This window comes from Alicyclobacillus sp. CIJ1 (assembly GCF_057538885.1).
On record NZ_BAAJPH010000117.1, the window covers coordinates 268091 to 292714 of the forward strand.

At 62.3% G+C, this 24624-nt stretch carries 24 protein-coding genes; 12 read left to right on the forward strand and 12 right to left on the reverse strand.

Features of this window, described 5'->3' with window-relative positions; all coding sequences use genetic code 11:
• The 6 genes from AC27E8_RS10340 to AC27E8_RS10365 are packed head-to-tail and all read left to right on the forward strand — an operon-like array spanning position 1 to position 6325.
• The gene (locus AC27E8_RS10340) at positions 1-1008 is read left to right on the forward strand and encodes a phytoene/squalene synthase family protein (protein WP_487099069.1); all 1008 of its coding nucleotides are present in this window, start codon (positions 1-3) and stop codon (positions 1006-1008) included.
• The gene (gene crtI, locus AC27E8_RS10345; protein WP_487099068.1) at positions 1005-2501 is read left to right on the forward strand and encodes a phytoene desaturase family protein; all 1497 of its coding nucleotides are present in this window, start codon (positions 1005-1007) and stop codon (positions 2499-2501) included. Before AC27E8_RS10340 ends, crtI begins: the two co-directional genes overlap by 4 nt.
• Positions 2494-3774 (forward strand): cytochrome P450, encoded by a 1281-nt coding sequence (locus AC27E8_RS10350; RefSeq protein WP_487099067.1) that lies wholly within the window; start codon positions 2494-2496, stop codon positions 3772-3774. The genes crtI and AC27E8_RS10350 overlap by 8 nt, the downstream gene beginning before the upstream one ends.
• Positions 3771-4577: a lycopene cyclase domain-containing protein gene (locus AC27E8_RS10355; RefSeq protein WP_487099066.1), complete on the forward strand. Its 807-nt coding sequence runs from the start codon at positions 3771-3773 to the stop codon at positions 4575-4577. Before AC27E8_RS10350 ends, AC27E8_RS10355 begins: the two co-directional genes overlap by 4 nt.
• A 4-nt stretch (positions 4578-4581) precedes the next feature.
• Positions 4582-5193, forward strand: coding sequence for a glycerol-3-phosphate acyltransferase (locus AC27E8_RS10360; RefSeq protein WP_487099065.1), 612 nt, complete (start codon positions 4582-4584; stop codon positions 5191-5193).
• A gap of 4 nt (positions 5194-5197) precedes the next feature.
• A complete protein-coding gene (locus AC27E8_RS10365; RefSeq protein WP_487099064.1) occupies positions 5198-6325 on the forward strand; it encodes a glycosyltransferase family 2 protein in 1128 nt (375 codons plus the stop codon).
• A 329-nt stretch (positions 6326-6654) separates the two neighbouring features.
• Here AC27E8_RS10365 and AC27E8_RS10370 read toward each other — a convergent pair whose 3' ends face one another.
• The 3 genes from AC27E8_RS10370 to cynS all read right to left on the reverse strand — a co-directional run bounded on the left by AC27E8_RS10370 (position 6655) and on the right by cynS (position 9482).
• On the reverse strand, positions 6655-7845 hold the full coding sequence (locus AC27E8_RS10370; protein WP_487099063.1) for a DUF4129 domain-containing protein: 1191 nt from the start codon (positions 7843-7845) through the stop codon (positions 6655-6657).
• Entirely contained in the window at positions 7814-8902 is a 1089-nt protein-coding gene (locus tag AC27E8_RS10375) for a DUF58 domain-containing protein (RefSeq protein ID WP_487099062.1), read from the reverse strand. The genes AC27E8_RS10370 and AC27E8_RS10375 overlap by 32 nt, the downstream gene beginning before the upstream one ends.
• Before the next feature lie 136 nt (positions 8903-9038).
• Complete coding sequence (gene cynS, locus AC27E8_RS10380; RefSeq protein WP_487099061.1) at positions 9039-9482, reverse strand: cyanase; 444 nt, start codon at positions 9480-9482, stop codon at positions 9039-9041.
• Positions 9483-9955: 473 nt separating this feature from the next.
• On the opposite strand from cynS, the gene AC27E8_RS10385 reads away from it, so the two are divergent.
• Positions 9956-10465: a DinB family protein gene (locus tag AC27E8_RS10385; protein WP_277093438.1), complete on the forward strand. Its 510-nt coding sequence runs from the start codon at positions 9956-9958 to the stop codon at positions 10463-10465.
• 87 nt (positions 10466-10552) lie between these two features.
• On the opposite strand, the gene AC27E8_RS10390 is transcribed toward AC27E8_RS10385, so the two are convergent.
• Both AC27E8_RS10390 and AC27E8_RS10395 read right to left on the reverse strand, forming a co-directional pair.
• Entirely contained in the window at positions 10553-11482 is a 930-nt protein-coding gene (locus AC27E8_RS10390; RefSeq protein ID WP_487099282.1) for a phosphotransferase family protein, read from the reverse strand.
• 374 nt (positions 11483-11856) lie between these two features.
• A complete protein-coding gene (locus tag AC27E8_RS10395) occupies positions 11857-13092 on the reverse strand; it encodes an MFS transporter (protein WP_487099060.1) in 1236 nt (411 codons plus the stop codon).
• A gap of 137 nt (positions 13093-13229) precedes the next feature.
• Between AC27E8_RS10395 and AC27E8_RS10400 the strand changes: the two genes are divergently transcribed.
• Complete coding sequence (locus AC27E8_RS10400; protein ID WP_487099059.1) at positions 13230-13685, forward strand: Lrp/AsnC family transcriptional regulator; 456 nt, start codon at positions 13230-13232, stop codon at positions 13683-13685.
• A gap of 272 nt (positions 13686-13957) precedes the next feature.
• On the opposite strand, the gene AC27E8_RS10405 is transcribed toward AC27E8_RS10400, so the two are convergent.
• The 5 genes from AC27E8_RS10405 to deoD form a co-directional block, all read right to left on the reverse strand.
• Entirely contained in the window at positions 13958-14443 is a 486-nt protein-coding gene (locus AC27E8_RS10405) for a DinB family protein (RefSeq protein WP_487099058.1), read from the reverse strand.
• A 75-nt stretch (positions 14444-14518) separates the two neighbouring features.
• Positions 14519-15751, reverse strand: coding sequence for an MFS transporter (locus AC27E8_RS10410; RefSeq protein ID WP_487099057.1), 1233 nt, complete (start codon positions 15749-15751; stop codon positions 14519-14521).
• Positions 15752-16037: 286 nt separating this feature from the next.
• A complete protein-coding gene (locus AC27E8_RS10415) occupies positions 16038-17045 on the reverse strand; it encodes a LacI family DNA-binding transcriptional regulator (protein ID WP_487099056.1) in 1008 nt (335 codons plus the stop codon).
• 62 nt (positions 17046-17107) lie between these two features.
• Positions 17108-18004 carry a phosphogluconate dehydrogenase (NAD(+)-dependent, decarboxylating) gene (gnd, locus tag AC27E8_RS10420; protein WP_041695966.1) on the reverse strand — a complete coding sequence of 299 codons (897 nt, stop codon included), beginning with the start codon at positions 18002-18004 and terminating at the stop codon, positions 17108-17110.
• A 126-nt stretch (positions 18005-18130) separates the two neighbouring features.
• On the reverse strand, positions 18131-18838 hold the full coding sequence (gene deoD, locus AC27E8_RS10425) for a purine-nucleoside phosphorylase (RefSeq protein ID WP_487099055.1): 708 nt from the start codon (positions 18836-18838) through the stop codon (positions 18131-18133).
• A 103-nt stretch (positions 18839-18941) separates the two neighbouring features.
• On the opposite strand from deoD, the gene dapD reads away from it, so the two are divergent.
• Together dapD and AC27E8_RS10435 are read left to right on the forward strand one after the other, a co-directional pair.
• The gene (gene dapD / locus AC27E8_RS10430; RefSeq protein ID WP_487099054.1) at positions 18942-19646 is read left to right on the forward strand and encodes a 2,3,4,5-tetrahydropyridine-2,6-dicarboxylate N-acetyltransferase; all 705 of its coding nucleotides are present in this window, start codon (positions 18942-18944) and stop codon (positions 19644-19646) included.
• Positions 19646-20773, forward strand: a complete 1128-nt coding sequence (locus AC27E8_RS10435) for an N-acetyldiaminopimelate deacetylase (RefSeq protein ID WP_487099053.1) — start codon at positions 19646-19648, stop codon at positions 20771-20773. The genes dapD and AC27E8_RS10435 overlap by 1 nt, the downstream gene beginning before the upstream one ends.
• A gap of 263 nt (positions 20774-21036) precedes the next feature.
• Here AC27E8_RS10435 and AC27E8_RS10440 read toward each other — a convergent pair whose 3' ends face one another.
• The gene (locus AC27E8_RS10440; RefSeq protein ID WP_487099052.1) at positions 21037-22200 is read right to left on the reverse strand and encodes a pyridoxal phosphate-dependent aminotransferase; all 1164 of its coding nucleotides are present in this window, start codon (positions 22198-22200) and stop codon (positions 21037-21039) included.
• A gap of 138 nt (positions 22201-22338) precedes the next feature.
• On the opposite strand from AC27E8_RS10440, the gene AC27E8_RS10445 reads away from it, so the two are divergent.
• Together AC27E8_RS10445 and AC27E8_RS10450 are read left to right on the forward strand one after the other, a co-directional pair.
• On the forward strand, positions 22339-22869 hold the full coding sequence (locus tag AC27E8_RS10445; protein ID WP_487099051.1) for a hypothetical protein: 531 nt from the start codon (positions 22339-22341) through the stop codon (positions 22867-22869).
• Positions 22870-22986: 117 nt separating this feature from the next.
• On the forward strand, positions 22987-23802 hold the full coding sequence (locus AC27E8_RS10450) for a G1 family glutamic endopeptidase (RefSeq protein WP_487099050.1): 816 nt from the start codon (positions 22987-22989) through the stop codon (positions 23800-23802).
• Between the two features lie 134 nt (positions 23803-23936).
• On the opposite strand, the gene AC27E8_RS10455 is transcribed toward AC27E8_RS10450, so the two are convergent.
• The coding region (locus AC27E8_RS10455; protein WP_487111466.1) for an MFS transporter at positions 23937-24624 on the reverse strand (688 nt) is incomplete at its 5' end.

The following is a 24624-nucleotide window of genomic DNA, read 5'->3' on the forward strand; positions in this document are numbered from 1 at the left end:
TTGGATGAACGGGTCCTTCGCTTTGTGGTGGAAGAGGGGCGCCGCGCCGCCCATGAGCTGTCTGCTTCCCCCGCGACAATCCGGACGCGCCTAGGGGATTTACCCCGCGTCGGACATATCATCCGCCAACACAGCAAGACGTTCAGTCTTGCCGCGCGGTGCCTTCCCAGGCGCTCGCGCAAGGCGGTGGAAGCCCTTTACGCCTTCTGCCGATCCGCCGACGACTTCGCCGATCACCTCGGTGAAGAGGGTAAGCGACGCCTGGAAGCCTATCTCGCGGCCATTCGCGGCGGCGCGCCCGCACCAGACCCCATCCTGGCCAGTTGGCTCGCCATCGGCGATGCCATGCGTATTCCGCGCCGGTGGAGCGAGTCGCTTGTCGAGACGCTTTTGGCAGATACACAGCGCTCCGTGGTCCCCACGCTGGAGGACCTCCTTGGGTACGCCTACGGTGTCGCGTCCACGGTCGGCCTCATCACGACGGTCATCGTCGGCTATCGGCGAACGAGTTCTCTCGAGGACGTCTTCGCGCGCGCCATCGCGCTGGGGATGGCGATGCAGTTGACCAACATCCTGCGGGATGTGGCGGAAGATCTCTCGCGGGGCCGCATCTATCTCCCCGTCGAAGATCTGCAGCGGTTTGGCGTCACGGCCGACCATCTCGCGTGCGGCCGCCTTCACGAGGGTTGGCAGCAACTCCTTCAACACTACATCGCGCTGGCGCGCCAGCTCTACGAGTACGCCATCCCTGGCATTCGCCATCTTGCGCCCGCCGCGCGCGTGCCAGTCGCCTTGGCCGCCGTGTGGTACCGGGCCATCTTGCGCGATATCGAACGCCACGGCGGAGACGTGTTCACCCGGCGAGCGCACGTACCGCTCCTCAGGAAACTCCGCATCGCGTGCTCCCAAGGGTTGCCCGCCGCCTTCGGATGGAGTGTGAGGGCTCGCGCGCGCGCCACGGATGCGTCGTTCCACAGCATTCACTCGCAACAAGGAGGTGCGCCATGACTGGAAAGCGCATCACGGTCATCGGTTCGGGTTGCGGCGGCCTGGCGGCTGCCGTGCGACTGCAGGCGCGTGGGTTTCAGGTGGACTTGTTCGAACGGCTCCCCGAACCCGGCGGCCGAGCGCGCACGTTTCAGATGGGCGGCTACCAGTTCGATGGCGGGCCCACCGTCGTGACCGCGCCCTTTCTGTTTGAAGAGCTGTTTGAACTCGCAGGCCAGCGCTTTGACCGCGCGGTTGAGCTTCTTCCCGTCGATCCGTTCTACAAGCTATTTGGCCAGGGCGGGAACGCCCTCACCTACAACGGCGATCCGGCGTTCGTCATGCCGCAAATGGAGGCCATCCACGCCCCGGATGCGCCCGGATACCTGCAATTCCTCCGAGCCGCCGAACCCTTGCTTCAGAAGGGCTTTGTCGAGCTCGGCGCTGAACCCTTTCTCCGCGCCACGGACATGGCGCGCGTCGCCCCGGATCTCGTGAGGCTTCGCGCGTACGAGTCCGTGTATCGTTTCGTCGGCAGGTACATTCAGCACCCCTTTCTTCGCCAGTGCTTCACGTTTCACCCGCTCTTTATCGGGGGGAATCCCCTGAAGGCGTCTGCCATCTACGCCATGATCCATCTCATCGAGCAGCGTTGGGGCGTTTGGTACCCCCGCGGCGGCATGCGCTCCCTCGTGGAGGCGCTCGTGGCGCTTTTCTCTCATCTCGGCGGCAGACTTCACCTAGGCACATCCGTGGATCGCGTCCTCGTCTCCAATGGGCGAGTCGAGGGCGTGATCGCAGGGGGAGAGCGCGTCGCGGCGGACGCGGTCGTGTCGAACGCCGATGCCGCCACCACCTACCTCCACCTCGTTCAAGAAGTCCCCTCGTCCGTGCGGCGCGGGCTGACGCGAGCGCGGTACAGCATGTCGCTTGTCGTGTGGTATTACGGCCTCGCAACGCCAGATGTTCCCGACACCTTGGCGCACCACAACATCGTGTTTGGTCCGCGCTACGAGGACCTCATCCGCGACATTTTTGAGCGGAAGGTCATCGCGGACGACTTTTCCCTCTACCTGCACGTGCCGACTCGGACCGATCCGTCCGCAGCGCCTCCGGGCAAAACCGCCATGTACGTACTCGTCCCCGTGCCCAATCTCGCCTCCACCATCGCGTGGGACGAGGAGCTGGGGCGACTGGAAGAGCGCGTGCTGTCGTTCATCGAAGCGCGATTCTGGCCGGGATTTCGGCGCTTCATCGAGGTGCGGCACAGGATTGACCCGCTATACTTCGCCAACGCTCTCAACACCTATCTCGGCACGGGCTTCTCGCTCGAACCGCGCCTGACCCAGTCGGCATGGTTTCGCCCGCACAACAAAAGCCCCTTCATTCGCGGGCTGTACCTCGTGGGCGCAGGGACCCATCCGGGCGCCGGGATCCCAGGGGTCCTGCTGTCGGCCAAAATCGCGGAGAAACTCGTCGTGCGCGACATGGGGGAGGTGGAGGGGCGTGCGTGAAGACATCCATCGAGGCATACCTTCGACGCGCAATGTAAAACCCGAGGAGGGTTGGCAAGCGCTTCGAAACATGCTCGTGCCTCCAGGCAGTCCACTCATGGGTTTGCTTTCGCTGCACCGAACCTTTGCGTCGGATGAGTTCGAGCTTGCAGCTCCGAGACTGCGCATGCGCGTCGCAGCAGGACCGGCATCGGTCAAACGCATCCTGTACGAACAGGCCGACGCTTACTCGTCTCGTCTGGCACGCGATCCCGTCACCGCCCTCTTTGGCCAAGGACTGCTTGTGATCGATGGCCCAAGGCATGGTGCTGCGAAGGACGTGATCGTCAGGTCCAGCACGCGCGGCGTCCTCGAGTCGCGCCTCCGGGACGCGCTGCCCGCGCTCGACGAGGCGCTTCAGCGCGCCCTCGGCCAGGGCACGATATCCCTGCCCGACATGCCGAGGCGCATGACGTGGCGCGCGCTGGAGTCCGTGTACTTTCACCATCGCTTGACGCCCGAGGAAGAGCGCGCGTACCTGTCCGATCTCAGCCATCTCGTTCACTACATCGGCCCCGGATGGTGGCTGTTGCTCGGCAAAACGCCCCGGTTGCCCAAGGCGTATCACCGGATGCGCCTTCGCCTTTCGACGCTGTACGAAAAGGCGATGATCTCACCGAGCAACGCGCCCATTCACGCCCTCGCGCGGGCGTACGGAGACGAGGAGATGTCGTTCGCCGTGGATCAGCTCATGACGCTTTTGGTTGCGGGGCACGACACCGCCACGTCGCTTCTGTCCTCGCTCCTCATCCTGCTCGCGCATCGTCCCGACCTCCAGGATGCGCTCTGGGGAGAGATTCACGGCGCCACGGGGCGCGAGCGGCCGGAAGTCCGCGTGCTCGACCGGCTGCCCCTTCTGGATGCCGTCGTGAAGGAGACGCTGCGCCTCTATCCCCCCATCCATTCCGGATTGCGCTCCGAGGTGGAATCTGGCGATCGCGTCATGGTGAGCTACTTTCTCCTTCATCGCCACCAGGAGCTCTGGCCGGACGCGGACACCTTCGTCCCCGAGCGGTGGCTGAGCGGCTTGGCCCCGGGCGCCTACACCTACCTGCCGTTTGGGGCGGGTCCGCGATATTGTCCTGGAGCGACCTTTGCGCGCTTAGAGGTCAAATGGATTTTGGCCCGGCTCCTGCAACACGTGAGCCTTCAACCCACGTCACGCCCGCCGCGCATCGCCATGCGCGCCGCGCTGGAACACCGTCCGACCGTGATCGCGGTGAGACGCCGATGACCTATCTCGGCTTTCTCCTTCGATTTATCGTCGCCGCCAACGCCGCGCTGTGGGTTGCGCGCACTGCACTTCGGCGCGTTGGCCGCGAAGGTTGGCTCGCTCGCGTCGTACGCCGGTCCCCAAGTCGCATGACAGGGTATTTCGCTATCTTGTCTGTGGTGATTCTCCTGTACACGACGCCCTGGGACGGGGCGCTCATTCATCTCGGCGTCTGGGCGTATGCCCGGCAACGCGTGTGGGGGCTGACGCTCGACGGCGTTCCTTGGGAGGAGATTCTCTTCTACCTTCTGCAATCCGCGCTCGTCGCCCAATGCTTTGACCTGGCGACGGCCCTCCTCCCCCGCACCGCATGGGCGAGGAGGCAGACGCCCACAAGGCAGCTGGCATATCTGCCGGTCATCGCGTTGTGGATGGGCCTTGGGTTCGTCATGCTGGGATCCGTTTACGTTCTCCTGAATCGCTGGACGCACCTCACGTATCTGGCGATGCTTGTGCCGTGGATTTTGCTGCCGCTCGCAGTCCAGTCCTCTTACGGGTTCGACGGAATTGCAGCACAGGCGGGTCCTGTTGCCATCTCAACGGTTGCACCGGCGTTGTACCTGTCCATCTGCGACGGCATTGCCATCCATAGCGGCATTTGGTTCTTTCATCCCGAGCGCATCACGGACCTCAGACTGGGCGACGTCCCCATCGAAGAAATCCTCTTCTTCTCGGGTTCCAGCCTGATTGTCGCGACATCGCTCGCCGTGATCGCGTCGAGAAGGAGTGAGCGGTGGCTCCGAGATAGGCGGGCAGGGAGGTAGGCACATGAATGCATGGATGGGATGGACGCTTGGGCTCGCGGCCGCGTTCATCGTCGGGGCTTGCCCGTTTGCCGTCTGGCTCACGCGCGCAATGGGTCGAGATCCGCGGTCGTTTGGAGACGGCAATCCGGGAGCCGCCAACGCGTTTCGAGCGGCCGGTTTTTGGCTCGGAGCCGCCGTGCTCGTGTTGGACGTCGCGAAGGGATTTGTGCCCGGGTATTTCGCTCTTCGTCACATTCCGACCAATTGGCCCCTCGCCGCGCTTGCCGCCGCCCTCCCGGTGTACGGTCATCGCTTCAGTCCGTTCCTGCGCGGCCGCGGCGGCATTGGCCTGGCGAGCTGGATTGGGTCAGTCGCTGGCTTCCTGGGCCCTCTGGCGGCGGGACTCCTCGGCTGCGGCTTCGCGTGCGGTCTTGCCATCCGGCGCCGGGATCGCGCCCGCACCGTCGCATTCGGAGCGGCGGTGCTGTTGATGGGCATCACGGTCTTGCCCGAGGTCCTCTGGCCGGTGTGGCAGGTTCACTCGCTTTGGCCCGCACGCTTGTTCTGGTTGTTGACAGCGCCGCTTGTGTGGTGGGGATACCGAGTTCGAAACGTTCGGCGGGAGGAGGTGTGAACACATGCACGGACTGATGCTATGCTACGATGGCCTGATTTGCCTCATTGCGCTGTTGAACCGCCTCCTGTGGCCCCGTTTGAACCGGGACAGGGAACACGTCGGGCCCAAGGCGGAAACCTTCACGAGTGGACGGGCGGAAAACCTTGCCCGCGTCGCCCTCCTGATTCCGGCGCGGAATGAAGCTCATCAGATTCGGCGGTGCCTCGAGGCCATTTGTACGAGTACCGATTCATCGGTTCGCATCATCGCGTTGGACGATGAATCCACGGACGACACGTGGCGCGTGTTGAACGAGACGAAGGCCGAAGCGAATCAGAACCTGACCCTTCTTCGCGGAGCCCCAAGGCCGCAGGGATGGCGGGGCAAAAACTGGGCATGCGCTCAACTGGCGGATCACGCCGGAGATGCCGAGATCCTCATTTTCATCGACGCGGACACGCGTCTCGAAGCAGGCGCAGTCGAGAACATTCGATCCACCATGCTTGCGCGAGACATCCAACTTCTCTCCGTCCTGCCGCGCCAAGAAGCACACGGCCTGGCCGCCTTGCTTGTGTATTTGCTCCCTTGGAGCTTGATGGCCCACGTTCCCTTGTTTCTCGGCCGATGGCGCCGGAAAGCCCTCCCGATTGCCATCGGCCAGGTGCTCGCCTTCCAGCGCTCGGCCTATCAGACCCTTGGCGGCCACGCGGCTGTACGCAGCGCCATCGCCGAGGATCTCGCGCTCGCGCGGAAAGCAGCCGGGATGGGAATGAACGGAGCCTTTCTCGATGGGGCCGATATCGCCTCCTGCACCATGTACACGTCCTGGTCTCGGGCGTGGCGCGGCTTCCAGAAAAACTGGTGTTACACCGTCGGCCACCCCCTGCTTTCGTGTCTCATCTGGGCTTGGCTCACGTATGCGTTCACATGGCTACCCATGTACGGCCTTGCGGAAGCCTGCTTGGGACATCTCGATCTCGCCGCCCTCTCGCAATGGCCCGCGCTGCTCTGGATAGGACTCTGCTCCAAAAGATACCTGCAGATGCCGATATGGGTGTTTGTCACGGCGCCCATCAGTGTTGCCCTCGGCTTTGTGCTCGCATGCGATTCGTGGATACACAATGCGCGCAACACGACCCTTTGGTCGTAGACCAGCACACGGCGCGGTAGCAGGTCGTTCCTCACACTGCGTAGTGTCTCAACGGCCACATGCACCGGGATCGTTTGCAGAGCGGGGTCCTTGGTTCATGGTTGTCGTACCAAACGAAATGATGCACGTCGATTTGCCGCGAACCGAGTAAAGATGACCGCATATATGGAAGTTGAAGAGAAGACTTCGCGAGCATCTCCATTCCCCCCTTGACCAGGACATAAAATTCGAAATCGCTGCTTCCCCGATATCCACAGAGCAGGGCGAGTCACCTTGACGGCAGGTCCTCAACGCGCCCCACACCATCCTCGTCCAAGCCGCCTCCTCCCTCACCCATCATCCCTTGTGTACCTCACCTGCTCATAGAGTTCCGTAAGCCTCTGCGCGTGACTGTCCCCATCATCTTGTGCGCGCGCCGCGAACCGCCTCGGCGTCTCGGCGTGCCGGATGGTCAACCCGCGCCGATGCATGGCGAGCAGCCAGCGCTGGTATCGCAAGCGAACCGGGTGATCCGTCGGAACGAAGCGCAGGCTGTCCCGCAGGCGCTCGTGCACCGTCGCCACCTGAACCGTATCCCCCGCTTCGCGCGCCACCTCGCCCGCGCCACCTCGCCAGAGCTTCCACGCCCAGACTGCGATCCCCGCCGCGCACAACGCGATGGCGATGCCCGTGAGCACCCACATGTCGCCTCGAGGAGAGCCTTGCACCCGCGCATTGGCCAACTGGGTGAGGACGCCGTTCCCGTGCGAAGTGGCCAACCATCGGATGTAGGCGTGAAAAGCAATGCCCAACACGTACCCGAGAAACGGATACACAAGCACCAATACCGCTGCTCCCACGCCCACGCCGAGCAGTGCGGCACCCAGGATGACGCCGAAGGGCCCAAGCGTCGCCCTGAGCGCCGCCAGCACCCAGCCCAAGGCGCTTCCCATCCGCTCCACTTCGCGCATGCGAGCGCGCTGAAGCCTCGCCATCCACGCCAAGTGTCCGACGATCACGGCGCCAGCCAGCCACGCCGCGAAACGAAGCGGCGTACGGTGAGCGGCGTGAAACGATTGCTCCACCCACAGCATCAGCGCAGCAAGCGCGACGAGGCCGGAATACGCCACGAGCGCAAACTTCGCCGCAGTATCCGCATCTCGACTGGTGATGGCTAGCGTCCAAAGGGCGACGGCCCACGCGCCCGCCGTCCCGCCCGACACCGCCATGGCCACCGACCCCACGTGCAAAGCGGCCAAGGCGACATCTGCGCCGAGATAGCCCAACGCCAATCCGATCACGCGCCTTTCGACGCCGAATTTCCCAGAAGAAATCGCCATGGCGACACAGAGCGCCATCTCCAAGACGTACCAAGCAGCCATTCCCCACAGCGGACCCGGTGAATTCCAGTCGAAGGCCATGGTCACGAGCCAACTCGATAACCCCACGGTGAGGCCGGCCCAGAAGCGCAAAGAAAAGGGCAGGTTCGTCCATGCCGCGCTGCGGCGCTCAGATGCGGTGGAGCAGGTCGTGACGGCCATCACTCTCACCTCCGTCCTCGCGGAGCTTCGGCCGAACCACGTGGACGGCCTTGCCCATGCGCTCGAGCTGGCGAAGAGCCGCTGCGTGGCGCGCGGACTCCCAGGAGCTGAAGAGAATGAACTCCCCAGGATAGGCGTCTGGCGCGCGGAGCACGGGCAACAGGAGGACCTCCAGGCCATAGGCCGCATAGGGATACGCGTGGGCCAGGAGAGACCGGAGTGCACTGGGCGTGACGCGATCCGGCGCGGACTTGAGCCGTCTCAGGCTCACGGACGCGTTGGTCGCGAAGAGAACTTCCGCGCCGCCGCGGTGCAGCCCATCCGCCCATGCGCTCAGCTCATCACAGAGCGCTTCGAAGGCCTCGCGATGGTAGCGAAGCCAGTGCGGCTCGCTCACCTGCGCGTTGAGGATCACGAGGAATTGGCGTTGCGCAGTGGGAAAGAACTGTTTTACGACGAGGTCACCGAGCCTCGCCGTCGCGCGCCAGTCGATGTGGCGGACGGGATCGCCATACTGATAGGGGCGGACCCCGCGGACCCACATCTCATCCGCAACGAGCGCGCGAGGTGCGGCGCGAAGACCCTGGAGCATACGGAAGGGTAGGTGCGCGTGGCTGGCGCGCCGCGCGGGTCGAATGGCCAGCCAGATGGCGTTTGAGGCTCTGGCGAGCGGACGGACGGCCAAGCCGAACCCTTCGTGTCCGACGACGCTCACGTCCGAGAGAATCTGCGGACCGCGCCGCACCCCGTAGACCTGAACCCTGATGCGCGCCCGCGATTTGATCCAGACGCGGGTGATGACGCAAAGGTCAGGCCGTTGGACCGAGGGGTGGAAGGACAGCCCTTCAGGCAGGCGGACGCGCACCTCGACGAAAGGCAGCGGCACGAAGCTGCGATTGATGACGTCGATCTCGACAGGAACGCCTTCCCCGGCCTCGCATTCGCGTCGCTCGGACGCGATGGCGCACTCGACGCGTCCCTGGACCGCGGCGTACCAAAGAAGCGGCCATAGCCATGCGAGGATGAGAATGGCGAGAGGGACGAGAAACCAAATCACAACCCGCGCCTCCATCCGAAAGCCTTTGCCGATGATCATAAATCTTCTGTCAATGCATACACCAGCAGGGCCTTCCGGGGTATCGACGCGGGTGCCATGCCCTTACGCATGAGAGCCTCGGGTGACTGCCCCCTGTTCAAAACGTGCGATACGGCAAATACTTGCCGCTCATGATGACGCGGACGCGATCGCCGTGCGGGTTGGATTCCCGCTCGACGTGCATCTCGAAATCAATGGCGCTCATGATCCCATCGCCAAACTTTTCGTGCACGATTTCCTTAAAGGCCGGCCCATACACCAGGATGATCTCGTACAGCCGATACAGGACGGGATCGGTCGGCGGCATCGATACGCCCCCTCGATAGGGCGGAACCGTCAAGATCTGCGCGGCCTCGGCTGGCAGGCCGAGTAGTTCCACGGCGCGCTCGGCCTGATGAAGCTGCAAGGTCCCCTGGCCCAGCAGCGCTGCGGTGCAGTGGATCTCGGGCACGCCGACGTGTTGCGCGATCTCGCTCCATGTTAACTTTCTTTCCTGTTTTGCCTGCCGGATCAACTCAATCAGCGATTCGCGTGTGTACACGGCGGAAATTCCTCCCCACAAGAGAGCTTTTCGCAGATATTGTATCGCACTATTGTACTTCTCAGAAGAATTTATGTTAGATAGATTTACATAATGAGATTGAGCAAGAGCTGCCGCCCATTCGCCGTCCGCGTGACATGATTGGCGGATCACATGAAGAACGCGGGATGAGCAACGTCATCGCTTCACCAGGATGTAAACGTGGTAGAGCGTCAGGATGGTCAGCAGGAGGCTAAGTGTGAACAGCTGACTCGGATGAATGGCCGATAGCCTCCGTATAAATAGACTGTACCCCAAACGTCATCCAGCCTGTTGAGTTTGCCGGAAGGCTTGTGATAGCTTTAATGTCAATCCAAGAGAACGTCTGATTGTTCCGACGCCACGGGATGAGAACGCTTGCAACGCTGACGTGCGACAACCGAACGCGTGGTTCTATTCTTCCAACCGAATCTAAGGAGCTTGATACCGTGACCATGGACAGTTTTGCATTCGTCGAGTCGACGCACCGCGAGACGCTGGCCGTGATCGACGGCGCCACGGATGAGGAGTTCAACGCATCGCCGGGAGCTGGGCGCTGGAGCGTTGCACAAGTGCTGGAGCACATTTGGAAAACCGACATGTCCATCATCCCGGTCTTCCGGCGCGCCGCCAAGGATCGTCGCCCTTACACCGGGACGCCCAAGGGCGTCGAGCGAGCGGCGGATCGCACGGTTAAGATTGAAGCGCCCGAATTCATCCGCCCGTCGGACGAACCGAAGTCGCGCGATGCGCTGCGCCAAGCGCTGGAGGACGCGCGCCGGACGCTCATTGAATCCGCGAAAGCCTTGGGCGGCCCTGAAGAGTTGGCGCGCCTGGCAGCGCCTGTCCCCCATCCGGTGCTCGGGGAGTTATCGCTGCGCGAGTGGCTCGAGTTTGTCGGCTACCACGAGCGGCGCCACGTGGCACAGGCTCGCGAAGCGCTTGAGGCTGTGCGCCGCGCGTGACGCATGCGTCGGGCCGAGCGCAGGTGAAGGGACACTGGGTGAGCATCGTGCCCCCAAGTTGAGCACAGCGCGGCGCGATTCTCGTTTTCACCGGGGCGAGAGGGAGGCGCGAAGCTTGGCCCGGATCTCGCGCATGCGGCGGGTGAGATGATGTTCCACCGCATGAAGAAGTTCTCGAAGCCCGACCCGCAGGCCGAGATATTCGACGCGAGCGCGGAACGCGCGGACATCCCTCTTGCCCTGGCCAGCCGCATGGTGGTCGAGCACGTTCCGAACGAAGGCTGGCCCGTAATCCCAGTACAGCCCAGCGAAATCATAGGCCGGATCGCCAATTTGCACGTCGCCGAAGTCGATGATGCCGATGGCTTCGGTGACGCACGGGTCGTACAAGATGTGTGCATGCGTGAGATCGCCATGGAGTAACGCCCGCGGAAGGGTGCCGCTCACGGCTTGGTCGAAAAAGTCCGCAAATCGAGCAAGAACCACTCGACGCTCATCGCAATCCAGCAGGGGCAAGACGCGATCCTGGATCTCACGCCAATCCTGTTGCCAGAAGGATTCGGTTTGCAAGGCCGGTACACCCTGGGTCTGAAACGCGGAAACATCGGCGTCATGCAAAATCGTCAAGAAGGAGCCGAGATGCCCGGCAATTCGGTCAGTCGTCGATGCGTCCACGCCGTCCAACAGCGCGGCGCGGAGAGGCTCCCCGGAAATGAATGGATAGCGACTCCCAATGACCCGCCCACGCGCATCCCTCACGGGACTCGGCCTCGGTACGCGAACGCCCGCTTTTAGGACGCCATGGCCAATGTGGTTGAGCACACGCTGTTCGATGCAGAGCCGCTTTGCGACGCCTGGCCGGCGGGCAAATCGGAACACCCAAGCGCGGTTCACAACCACAACCCAGTGGTCCCACCCTTCGTCGTGAACGTCCAGCCGATCCACAGCGAGACCCGGGAGGTGAGCGTGCACGACGTCCAGCCAGTCGCCGGGTACGCCAACCGTCAAGCCTGACACCACCTTGCCGCAGTCAAGCTGCGATCTGCGTCCATCTCTGGACAGCCCTCAATGAAAACGGTCTTTAGGGTGTTCATGTCGATCTCTCCGCCGAGCCCAGCGCTCTGCCCAGCGAGACCACGTGAGCGCCTGCAACACATTGGCGAACAAGGATAGGAACCACTCCAACAAGGTGTTCACGAGAAGGGCACCTCTCTCCCGGTTTCGGGCCTGCAGCCGAAGTCTAGCCACGAGCGCCAGGATGGAATCGCACAATCTCACGCGCCGAACAACTTTCTTCGATTCTCTCATCCCGGCCATTGACTGACAACTATTTGATGAATGTTTCTTCACGTGCCTACGCGCGTGAATCCCGAAGACAAATAGGTATTGAACTACAAGACGCCATCGCGACCTGCCACCCCCTCTCTCTGGCTGCGCGGCGCAGCCTTCAATGCCAGCCACGCGCTCCCACTGGCTGCAGCCGTGATCGCGGCGCAGAGCACGGAGACGATCGCGTACCCGGCGCGCACTTCAAGCCAACCCATCGTCGCTGGCCCCAGAGTCACGGCCATATTCGTGGCAAAACTGTACCACCCCATGATTTGATGTCGGTGTACGTCCGAATATTCGCTCAAGGACGCGGTGAGGAGTGTCACCGTGAAGCTCTGAAACACCCCCCAGGCGAATAGCGATATTGATACGAGCCCGATTTCGTTCATCGAATAAGGTAGCACGAGGATGACGGCTGTCAGGACAACGAGGCTGATCACAAGTGTCCTCTGACGTCCCCATCGATCCGCCCACCGGCCCGTCACGATGCTCGTTGCGAACCCGATACCATAGACGAGAAGCAAGGTGCCGCTTTGGACATGCGAGGAGAGCGCATGCAGATGCCAGGCCACACCAAAAAGCGCGTACATCCCGTAAAATCCGAACATGTTGTCGAACGTGGCGATAAGGAGAGCCGCGACACCCGTCAGCCGACAGAAATCCGCCGTTGCACTGCGTGCACGGACCTCCGCGGCCGCTCGATTGGTAAGAAACAAGTGACTCCGCTTGAGTGACCATGCCATGAACAGCATGAGAAGCACCGCAGCAACGCCGAACGCACTGAACATCCATCGCCAGCCCAGGGCGCGATCGACCCATGTGGCCAGAGGAACGCCGAGGATAAAGGACCACGACCAGCCGGATACCACCCAACCCAGCGCCTGCCCACGAAACTCGTCCGAAACCGATGCGCCAGCAAGCGCGTACGCGCTCGGCACCGTGAGCCCTGCCGCGAGTCCAGACAAGAACCTCGCCAGCAAAAATTCGAGAAAACTTGTCGAACACGCACAGAGAGCCGATGCTCCTACGAATCCCGCCACGCCCAGCCATAATGCAGCACCCGCACCCTTGCGGTAGCCGATGCGAGACAAGACGGGTGCGCCGAGGGCCAGGGCGAATCCGTACGCACTGATCGCGAGCGCCGTCTGACTGACGGAGACACGGAACGCGTTCGATATTTGCCAGAGTATCGGAGACAACACCATTTCATCTGAGCCAACCAAGACAATCATGAATACCAACGTCATAAGGAGCCCCACGGATTTGCCAAGCCGTCTTGGCACGTCGTGCTCTGACACGCTGTATCCCTCCATCTTGCGGCCGCCGCTCCATGAACGGTATGATACAAAGTGAAAGTGCGATCCGGTATGCATGAACAAAAGCAATACTTCGTGTTTTTCTTCGGATTTGAAAGAGATTTGGGGTTGAACTTTCGATGTATGAATTGGACCAGATCGATTGGCAAATCCTCACGCATCTTCAGAGAAACGCGCGCGCCTCATATCGTGAGCTCGGGGATCTGGTCAGATTGTCTCCGCCTGCTGTAGCGGAGCGCGTTCGGAAGATGGAGGAGGAGGGGATTATTGAGAATTACCAAGCCGCGGTGAATCCGAAGAAAGTAGGGTATGCAGTGCAGTCCTTTATTCGCCTCACGGTCCACGGCGGCCGATACAGTAGCGCGATCGCCACAGTGAGGGAGATGCCGGAGGTTCTCGAATGCCACCGCGTGACGGGCGACGCATGCTTGCTTCTCAAGGTCGTGGCGATGTCCATGGAACACCTGGAACGTGTGATCGACGCGCTGGTACCCTTTGGTCAGATCGTCACCTCCATTGTGTTATCGAGTCCTGTACCAGAACGGCCGATTCCGTCCATGGGAGCGGAAGGATGACGCTGTGGCCACGTGCACATAACCGGAGTCAACTGCAGAAGGAGTTGAGGACCGTGTCGAAGTTGGCAGAAGAGCTGTATGAAGAAGGGCGTATGGAAGGGCACATGGAAATTGTATTCAATATGCTTCGAAAGGGCATGAAATATTGAAGACATCGCCGAGATGACGGGCCTTCCCAAGCAAGAAATCGAAGAACTTGCTCGCGGGCAGGCGCATTGACACAAATCGATGCGCCCGCAACTTTTCCCTGGCTCCACAGTGTTCTCCTGTTTCTATGGCAGCACCAAATCAGTGTCCGGAGGAACGTGGCCAAGGTGCCGCGCCATGGCGACGATTTGCCCCTTGTGGTGGAACTCATGGGTCACTGCGTGTGTCAACAGCCATAGGGGCGTGGTCTTCAGCGGTTCCTCTTGCCACCGCACGTCGCAACAAATGGTCCGATCCCACTGACCATCATGAACTTGAACAAATCGTTCCACTGTTTCATTCACCAAATCAAATCTCTTGCGAACACGCTTCACATCTGAACCTATGATCTCTTCCTCCGATGCGAAGGCAAAGTCGTTTTGGCCTAACCCAAAACGTCCAAGCCAATACAGATAACAGTCTGCCACGTGGATGTGCGTTCTGATGATGCTGCCGCTTCCGAAGCCAGGGAGGGCCGTATGAAGATGATGCGCTGGAATTTGCTCTAAAAACTCAAAAAGTGCTTCTCTGGTGGCACGAATCCATTCATATTGCTGCCAGAGCACATTCACGACCCTAGCCCCCTCTGTGTGCGATTCGTTCACAAACCGGCGCGCTTTCTGAGCACCCGCCTGTCCCCACGCTCTTCACACATTCCTGGCCGTCGGACTTGTCACAAGTCCTCCCTTGATCCGAACGAACAGGGCTGGCGCGCTCACGAGCGTCAGAAGGCCAGCGGTGACAAACATCCATTGAACCGAGAGAAACGAGGCGCAAACGGCGAGCACAGCACTTCCCACTGCCTGGCTTCCGACTTCGACGGTGGAAAAGACGGACGCAACCCGCCCAATGACCTCGTGGGGAAACGACGCTAAGACATACGATGGAGCCAACACATTCTGCGCAGCTTGCAACACGCCCATGACAAACATGCTGAGCATCGGGATCCAAACGGAGTCAAACACGCCTATCGCCAGCACGCAGAGACCAAGCAGAACGAAGTCGATGAGAAAAACCAGGCTTACGCCATACCGTTGCGCAACTCTGCGAAACAGCCTTGCCCCCAGCATTCCCGCAACCATGGCCCCGACCATCTCCATCGCGATGGACAGGCCGTACGCCCAGCTCGGCGCATGGATGTTCCGCCCAATTCGCCACGCCAAGTCGTTGCTCACCACCGCCATTGAGGGCCCCGACAGAAAGAAGATGAGCAACAGGCGCGTGGAAAGCCCATCACGCTTGACTTTGTGCACACCTTCGGCGAGATCGTGGAAGAAAGTCCAAACCGTACGACGCTGCTCACCAGCCCTTTTCTCCAACCATGGCAAAGGGAGAAAAAGATACAGGGCTCCTGCAATGACGAACGATAACCCGTCCAGCAGTGCGATCTCTCGAATGCTGAACCAAAGAAGCGAGCTTGCCGCGAGCAAGCGCCCAGCCAGCCGAATGCCAGACACGACACCGTGAAGAATGCCGATGAACTGGGCCCGCTCCTCGGGCGTGATGATCCCAGCCACCACGTTGATGGCGCTCCCGCGGAGAACCCCGAGGACCTCGAGACATCCGATAAGCGCCAACACCAGACCGACCTGCGCGCGATTCGTCAAGAAGGCGGCCAATCCGACGCAAAGGAGCGCCTGGAACCAAGCGGATGACACGATGAGCAGCTTACCCCTCAAGCGGTCTGCAAACACGCCCATGACGGCACTCAGAAGTCCTGGCAACGTGAACATGAGTCCAAGGAGAGAGAGTAGATGGGGACGGTGGAGCGTCAAACTCCAATACCAGATGAGGGCTGTCTCAAACCAAACATCTCCGATCTTGGACGCCCAGTTTGCTACCCAAAGAAGGCGCATCGTGACCGCGGACGCCTGCGCCACGAAAATCCCTCCCGCTTCGCCACGACGAGGTATGCCTTTGCAGCGGCGCAGTCTGGCCTGTCTCGCAGGGTCGGACATTGCCATCAAGGATCAGGTGTGCCAGGCAAACTCGTCGAAATCGACAAAAGCGTATGACGATTCATCTCGCATCTTGCATGCCTGCAGCGCACAAATCTGCCATTCTGCATGCAACCATACCTCAAACTGAGCCAAGAGGCAATCCGCCATGGGTCGTCCATCGAGCGCGGCGCCACGCACGGGTGACCGGGCTCTCGCAACCGGGCACCTATCCCCGCCCCGTCGACCCCCTCATCAACACGGTAGACGGCACGACGAGGACCTCCGCAGTTACTTCTTCCCCCCGCAGGCGAGCGATGATGATCCGCCCTGCCGCTTCGCCCATCTCCTCCACGGGCTGGCGGACGCAGGTCAAGGGTGGATCGACGAGATCGGCCCAGTCCGGCTGGTCGAAGGTTGCAATGCCGAGCTGAACCGGCACCTTGTGGCCGAGCGCCCGAAGCGGCCGGTAGCACTCCATCAGCACGAGGCCATTCGCGGTGTACACGGCGGTACGCACCTTGCGCGCACACGCATCCACGCGGGCGAGCGCTTCGTGGAAGGAAGCGGGATCGCCGCGCCGCACGCGCATCACCACGGGCTCTCGCAGCGCCACGCGGCACGCGTCCAGATACCCTTCCAGGCGATCCGTCCGCGTGGGAATCCCGCGCTCGTCCTCCGTCAGATACACCACGCAGTCGTAGCCGAGGTCGAACAGCTGCCACGCGATCTCGCGCGAAGCGTCGCGGTTGTTGGTGCCGATGGCGTACGCGTGTGGCAGGGCGAAGGCGCGATCGACCAGCACCACCGGCATCTCGCGCGCCAATTCCTCCAGGTAGTCGTTGTTGGCGCCACTCGTCTGCACCGCGATGGCCTCCACGCGGTTGGCGACCAACGACTCGATGAGCTGTCGCTCCCGCTTTGCGTCGCCCTCGGACTCGGCCACCATGAGGTGGTACCCGGCCGCGCCAAGCGTCCGCGAGAACGCGCGCAGAAAGCCGACGCAAAACGGATAGCTCATGTTGACCACTATCGCGCCCACGGTCTCTGTCCGCTGCGCCTTCAACCCCTTGGCGAGCGCATTCGGCCGGTAGCCGAGTTCCGCGATAACCGCGGCAATCTTTTCTCGCGTTTTCTCGCTCATGGACTCGTAGCGCCCGTTCAAGTACCGCGAGACCGTGGTGACCGACACCCCGGCCGCTCGCGCGACGTCCTGGATGGTGGCCCGCTTTGGCACGCTGTGCCTCCTCCCCCATGCAAAAGGCGGTGGCGCGCCGCCACCGCCGTCTTGGGCTGCGATCACGCCCGCTCGACCGCGTGACCTCCGAACTCGTTGCGAAGCGCCGCCTGCACCTTGCCGCTGAACGAGTCGTCCTGCATCGAACGATACCGCATCATGACCGAGGTGGCGATGACCGGCACGGCCGCCTGAACCTCAAGCGCCTCCTGCACCGTCCACTGCCCCTCGCCCGAAGCGTGCACCACGCCTTTGATCTTCTCCAGCCGCGGATCCTCGCGGAACGACTTCTCCGCGAGCTCCATGAGCCAGCCGCGAATGACCGATCCGTTCGACCAGCAGCGCGCGATCTCGGCGAAATCGTAGTCAAACGGCCCCTTCTCCAGCACCTCGAAGCCTTCACCGATGGCCGCCATCATCCCGTACTCAATGCCGTTGTGCACCATCTTCGCGAAGTGGCCGCTCCCGGCGCGCCCCGTGTACACGTAGCCGTTCGGAACGGCGGTGTCCCGGAACAGCGGCTCGATGGTCTTGAACACCTCCGGGTCTCCCCCAATCATGTAGCAGGCGCCGTGGCGCGCGCCTTCCATGCCGCCCGAAGTGCCGACGTCGAAGAAGTGAATGCCAAGCTTCTTCAAGTCCTCCGCGTGGCGAATGCTGTCCTTGTAGTGGGAGTTCCCGCCCTCGATGATGATGTCGCCCGACTGCAGAAGCGGCTTCAGCTGATCGATGAGGTTGTCCACCGGCTTGCCGTGCGGGACCATGAGCCAGACAATCCGCGGCGGTGTGAGTTTCGACACGAGGTCGGAAACAGAAGTGGCCGGCGTCGCGCCCTCTTTGGCGACGGCGTCGACCGCCGGCTTGTGCAAATCGTACGCCACCACCTGGTGCCCGTGGTCCATCATGTTGAGCGCCAGATTGTGGCCCATCTTGCCGAGACCAATGAGGCCGACCTGCATCATAGAACACCCTTTCCTGCTCCACACGTGAGATCTATTTCTCTTGCCCCCACTCAGTGTTCCGGCTGAGCCGGCCATGTATGCGAGCCGGGGGCCCTACGGAGATGGTGTTCTCCAGTGCGCGGCCTAGAACCGAATGGCCGTCTCCAGCGCGATCTCGACCATGTCCCCGAAGGATCGCTCTCGCTCTTCCGCGGACGTCTCCTCGCCGGTGAGGACGTGATCGCTCACCGTCAGAATCGACAAGGCCCGCGCGCCAAACTGGGCGGCCAGGGTGAATAGTTCTGCGCTCTCCATCTCCACCGCTAGCATACCGAATTTCGCCCAGCGCTCCAAATCCGCCGTTCCGTCGGCGTAAAATAGATCCGTTGTCATGACGGAACCGACGTGGATGGATGTTCCTTTCTCCCGGGCGATCTCGTGCGCGGTTCGCAGCAGATCGAAGTTCGCCGTTGGCGCATACTGCACGTGGCCAAACCGGAGACGATTGGGCGCGCTGTTGGTGGAAGCGCTCATCGCGAGGATGACGTCGCGGACGCGGACCTCGGGGCGAATCGCGCCGCAGGTGCCGACGCGGATGAGCGTCTTCACGCCGTAGTCCGCGAGCAGTTCGTGCGCGTAGATGCTGATGGACGGCACGCCCATGCCTGTGCCCTGCACGGAGACAGGCACGCCCTTGTAGCGGCCCGTGTAGCCGAACATGCCGCGCACTTCGTTGTAGCAGGCGCTACCCTCGAGGTAGGTGTTCGCGATATACTTGGCCCGAAGCGGATCGCCCGGAAGCAGGATGCGCTCGGCGATCTCGCCCGGCTTCGCGCCGATGTGCGTGCTCATGGAACATCCTCCCTTTCTTCTGATGCCATCATATCACGCGGGCCATCGAGGCGCATGCCGGATCGCGTGAAGCAAAATTCGAACGTGGAGAGGAATCAGGACGATGCAGACGGCTGAAGAGATCATTCGCTATATTTCGGAAAGCAAGAAGAAGACGCCTGTGAAGGTGTATCTGCGCGGCAAGCTGGACCAAATCGCGTTTCCCGAGGGCCTGCGTCCGTTTGTCGGGCCCACGTCCGGCGTGGTATTCGGCGAGTGGAGCGACGTGCAGGCGTTCCTGCAGCAAAACCGTGAGCTCATCGAGGACTATGAGGTCGAGGCGGATCGCCGCAACAGCGCCATTCCGCTCTTGGATCTGAAGGACATCCCGGCGCGCATCGAGCCGGGCGCCATCATTCGCGACAAGGTGAAAATCGGTGAAAACGCCGTCATCATGATGGGCGCCATCATCAACATCGGCGCGGAAGTCGGGCCTGGCACGATGATCGACATGGGCGCCGTGCTCGGCGGGCGCGCCACGGTAGGCGCTAACTGCCACATCGGCGCGGGCGCTGTGTTGGCCGGCGTCATTGAGCCGCCGTCCGCGAAGCCGGTGGTCATCGAGGACAACGTGCTCGTCGGCGCCAACGCGGTCATCCTCGAGGGCGTGCGCGTGGGCAAGGGCGCGGTCGTGGCCGCAGGTGCGGTGGTCATCGAGGACGTGCCGCCGGGAACCGTGGTGGCGGGCGTGCCCGCCAAGATCATCAAGCGGATTGAGGACGTGGAGGCGAGCAAGATCGAAATCAAGGAAGAGCTGAGGCGCCTGTGATGACGTGGGACGTGTACGAAGCGAGGCGCGCCCTGCACCAGATACCAGAGCCCGGGTTTCGTGAGTTTGAGACGCAGAAGCTGGTGCTCTCGTATCTGCAGGCGCTGCCGCAGGATCACCTGGAGATCCGCACGTGGGAGACGGGCGTGATCGCGCTCGTGAAGGGACACAGTCCGAAGCGGCGCGTGGGCTGGCGCGCGGACATGGACGGGCTGCCCGTGGCGGAGGAGACGGGCGTCCCGTACGCGTCGCGCCATGAGGGCATGATGCACGCCTGCGGGCACGACGTACACATGGCCGTCGCGCTCGGCCTCGCCCAGCACTTCGCCCATAACCCTCCGCCGGACGATCTCGTCCTCGTCTTTCAGCCCGCCGAAGAGGGCCCGGGCGGCGCGCAGCCGATGCTCGCGAGCGAGGCGTTTCAGGCCGTGCAGCCGGAGATGATCTTCGCCCTGCACGTGCAGCCCGATATGGCCGTGGGCGAGATTGGCATCCGGCCCGGCGTGCTGTTTGCCAACACGTCCGAGCTGTTCATCGATCTCGTCGGCCAAGGCGGCCACGCGGCCTATCCGCACCGGGCCAACGACATGGTGGTGGCAGGTGCACACCTTGTGACGGCGCTGCAGACCATCGTGGCGCGAAACGTGGATCCGCTGGACAGCGCGGTCATCACCGTGGGGCGGCTGGAATCGGGCACGAAGATGAATATCATCGCGGAACGGGCGCGCCTCGAGGGCACCATCCGGGCACTCAACGCGGCCACCATGCCCCGCCTCAAGAACCGAATTGAGGCGGTGGTAGCGGGGATTGAGCGGATGTTTAACTGCCAGGCCGAGATCGACTACGGCGCGAATTACTACCAGGTGTACAACGACGAGTGCCTCACCCGCGGATTCATGCGGTTTGTCGAGGAGGCTGGGCTCGCCCAGGTGCAAGAAGTGCCGCCCGCCATGACAGGCGAGGATTTCGGCTACTTTCTGCGCGAAATCCCGGGCTTCCTGTTCTGGCTCGGCGCGGCCACGCCGTACGGCCTGCACCACGCCAAGATGCTCCCGGACGAGCGATGCATCGACGTGGCGCTGCGCGTGCTCATCCCGTACTTCGCCGAGCGGCGGTACGAGGGTTGAGGGTCTTAGAGCCAATGCATGATGAAATAGCGGTGAACGCGGAACAACAGCAGAATGACGGCAATCAGCGCAAACAGCACGGCGCCGACGGCGACTCGGGTTCGCCTCGATTTGGTACGCATGCCATCGCCTCCAGCGGACGGGTTCGCCCATAATGTGGGCTGCGCGCGCCCTTTTCATGCGATCCCGCCCGCCGCGGCCATCTCGTGCGCCCGAGCCCCATCCCACCGGCGCTGCCGCATGCCCGTCCGCTTCAAGCAGTCTCAGCCTTGCCGCCGCCGCTCCACGAACCGCGCGATGCGGCCGAGCGCTTCCTGCAACGCCTCCGGAGGACACGCGAGCGAAATGCGCACATATCCCTCGCCGCAATGCGTGAAGCACGTCCCGGAGACGAGCGCCACGTGCGCCTCCCGCGCCAGCGCCTCGCAGAAGGCGTCCGACGTCAGACCTAACGCCTTCGGCAATTCGGGGAAGACATAAAACGCGCCCGCGGGCTCGACCACCGGCACACCTATGTCTCGGAGCGCCTGCACGGCGAGATGGCGATTCATGCGATACGCCTCTCGCATCGGCCGACTGTCCTCGTGGCCGCGGGTCAGCGCTTCAAGCGCCGCCATCTGACTGATGCTCGACGGGCAGCTCACGCTGAACTGCGCGGCTTTCGCCATCTCCGCAGTGATGGACGCCGGCGCGAACGCAAACCCAATCCGCCACCCCGTCATGCTGTGGGACTTCGACAGCCCGTGAATGACGATGGTTCGATCCCGCATCCCCGGCATGCGCGAGATGCTGGCAGGCGAACCGTCAAACTGAAGCTCGGCGTAAATTTCGTCCGACAACACGTACAGATCCCGCTCCACGCAGATCCGAGCGAGCGTGGAAAGCTCGTCCTCGCTGTAGACGGTGCCGGTGGGATTGGCGGGAGAGGCGAGAATGAGCAGTTTCGTGCGCGGCGTGACGGCCTGCAGAAGCGCGTCCGGCGTCAGGAGAAAGCCTGTGGCCCGCGTATCGACGAAGACGGGATGTCCCCCTGCCAAACGCACGGCGCCCTCATAGCCCGGGTAGGCGGGCGCAGGAATGATCACCTCGTCGCCTGGCGCGAGGAGCGCCCGCATGGCGATGTCGATAGCGTGCGTGGTCCCCACAGTGACGAGCACCTCGCGGTCCGGATCATATCGATGCCCGGTGAAGCGCTCGTAGTAGGCAGAGGCGGCTTCGCGCAGCGGGCGGATGCCGCGGTTTGGGGTGTACGACGTGAAGCCCTCGTCAATGGCCCGCTTGGCGGCCTCCGCAATGTGCGCAGGTGTGGGAAAGTGCGGCTGGCCAATGGTGAGGATGATGGCGTCCGGTTCGTCCGCGACGAGATCGGCGAATCGGCGCATGCTGGCGAACACCAGTTGGCGCGTGCGGCCTGAGAGTTCCTGCATGGATGTTGCCTCCTTGATGGACACGTTGCCAGCTCCATCATACCCCACCGACTCCGTTTGCGACGCCCCTACACTGCGTTGACCCATCTGCTGTCATATGGTAAAGAGAAAGCAACGAATGGTTGAGGAGGTAGAACCATGTCCTCCGTGGTGCGCAGAACGCCCTGGGCAGCGATGGCGGCCTTCTTCGCAGCTCAAAGCGCCATCACGCTCGCCCTTTACCTTGTGTGCGGCGTTCTGTCGATTCTCACGATTCCACTGACAGGATCCTACGGCTACGCCATCTCGGGCCCTGTCACCTTTGCGCTGTACGCCGCCATCTGGGGCGGCATTTGGCACGCATCCTACCAGAACAGCAGCAAGCAACACTTCACAGCCAAGCTCGGGGCCGCCACGCTTCCACTCGTCGGCCTGACCGCACTGTACCTTGCATTCCACCCAAGGCCCGATGATCGCCTGATGATCCCCATTCTCCCGCAGGACATCCATTTTCAATTTGCGGCTCTCATGACGCTCACGCTGCTCTTCCCCTGGTACGCGGTGGTGTGGAGCGAGAGCCTCGCGAGCCCCCGCCAAGCCGCGCGGTTTACGGTGCTTTTCATCCCGTGCGTCATCGCCGGCGTCCTCATCTTCGCCGCAATTTACACCATGCTGCCCGCGAACTGGTGAGCGGCGTGGAAGCCCCACCCAGAGGATTCTGGCCAAACTGTTTTGAATATTGGTCAGATAGCGAGCTTCGCAAGACTCGCTCGTTCCGCACCGCGCCATCAAAAGGGGGATTTATGCATGACGAGCACCAAAGCATGGAAAGCGCCAGCTCTGGCGACCGCATCGCTTTTCGCGGCCGGAGCACTCGCGGCATGGCCGCACATCTCGGCAGCACCTGCGGCACCCGCCATCTATCACGCGCCTCGACAAGCGCTCTCACCGAACACGGCGCCGAAGCCCAACAGCATCCAGGCGTCCAGTTTCGGCTGGTCCGCCTCCAACTGGTCCGGGTACGCGGTCACCGGCAGCACGTACAACGACATCACGGGCAACTGGATTGTGCCCGCGGTGAGCCCCTCCAAGAAAAATACGTACTCATCCAGTTGGATTGGTATTGATGGTTTCAACAACAGCGATCTCATCCAGACCGGCACCGAGCAGGACTATCTGAACGGCCACGCGCAATACGACGCCTGGTGGGAGATCCTCCCCGCGCCTGAAACCGTCATCTCCTCCATGACCATCGCGCCGGGAGATCACATGAGCGCTCACATTCACAACAATGGCAACGGGACCTGGACCATCACCCTGACCGACGTCACGCGAAACGAGACGTTTTCGACCACGCAGTCGTACTCGGGCCCCGGCTCCTCCGCCGAGTGGATCCAGGAGGCGCCTGAGATTGGCGGCCGGATCGCCACCCTCGCGAACTACGGCGAGACCACGTTCGATCCCGGCACCGTGAACGGCGGCAACCCGGGCCTGACGATGTCCGACGGCGGCTACATGGTGCAAAACAACGCGGTGGTTTCGGTGCCATCCGCGCCCGACTCCGACACCGACGGATTCAACGTCGCATACGGTTCCAACCAACCGAGCCCGCCCGCATCTTGATGGCCTCGTCGAGATGAGATTCGGCTCCGACAAGCATGTCGCGCCCCGGTCGGTCTGCAACCCGACCGGGGCAGTGCCATCTGCATCAACCACGTTCCCTGCAAGCACACCGCTACGCTATCCCGCGCGCCTCCTCATGCCACCTCGGACGCCTTTGCCTGCTGAGGGATCCACGTCGGCCTCACCAGGATGCAGATCAGCGCCGCCGTCACCACGAATGCAATGAGGCAAGCGGATGCGATGAACAGCAACTGGATGGATAGCCACTTCAGGAGTGCCCCATCGACCGCGTATGAAACGGGCCCGAGCACGATGGCTGCGGTCCATAAAATGGACATCACGGACGCGAGCGAAGACCCGCGAAACCAAATCTGGATGAGCGAGATGGACTGAATGTTGACCCAGACGAAGGCCGCCATGCTGAGGGCCATCAGACAAGCACACCATGCGACGTGCGGATAGAGCGGAATGAGGAGCCAAAACAACGTGCCCACGTACAGGCCGCCCAACAACAGATGCACCGACACGCGAAATCGGCTTGTGAACGTCAACAGCAACATGCCCGCGAGCGATCCGGCCGCCTCACACCCGACCATCAACGCGTAGATGGAAGCATTGCCATGCAATGCGGAAGAGACAAACAGAGGGATGCCGACGGCGGTCGGACCGAGGTAGCCCAGGTTGATGCCGAGTGTAAGACCGAGAAGTATGAGAAACGCCGGGTTTCTCCAGAAGCTTCGTGATCTCGCATCCGAGGCGGGTTCGCTCTCCGACTCGTCGGCCCCGCCCTCACTCGGCGAGGGCTCCGCTTGCGCTCCGTCC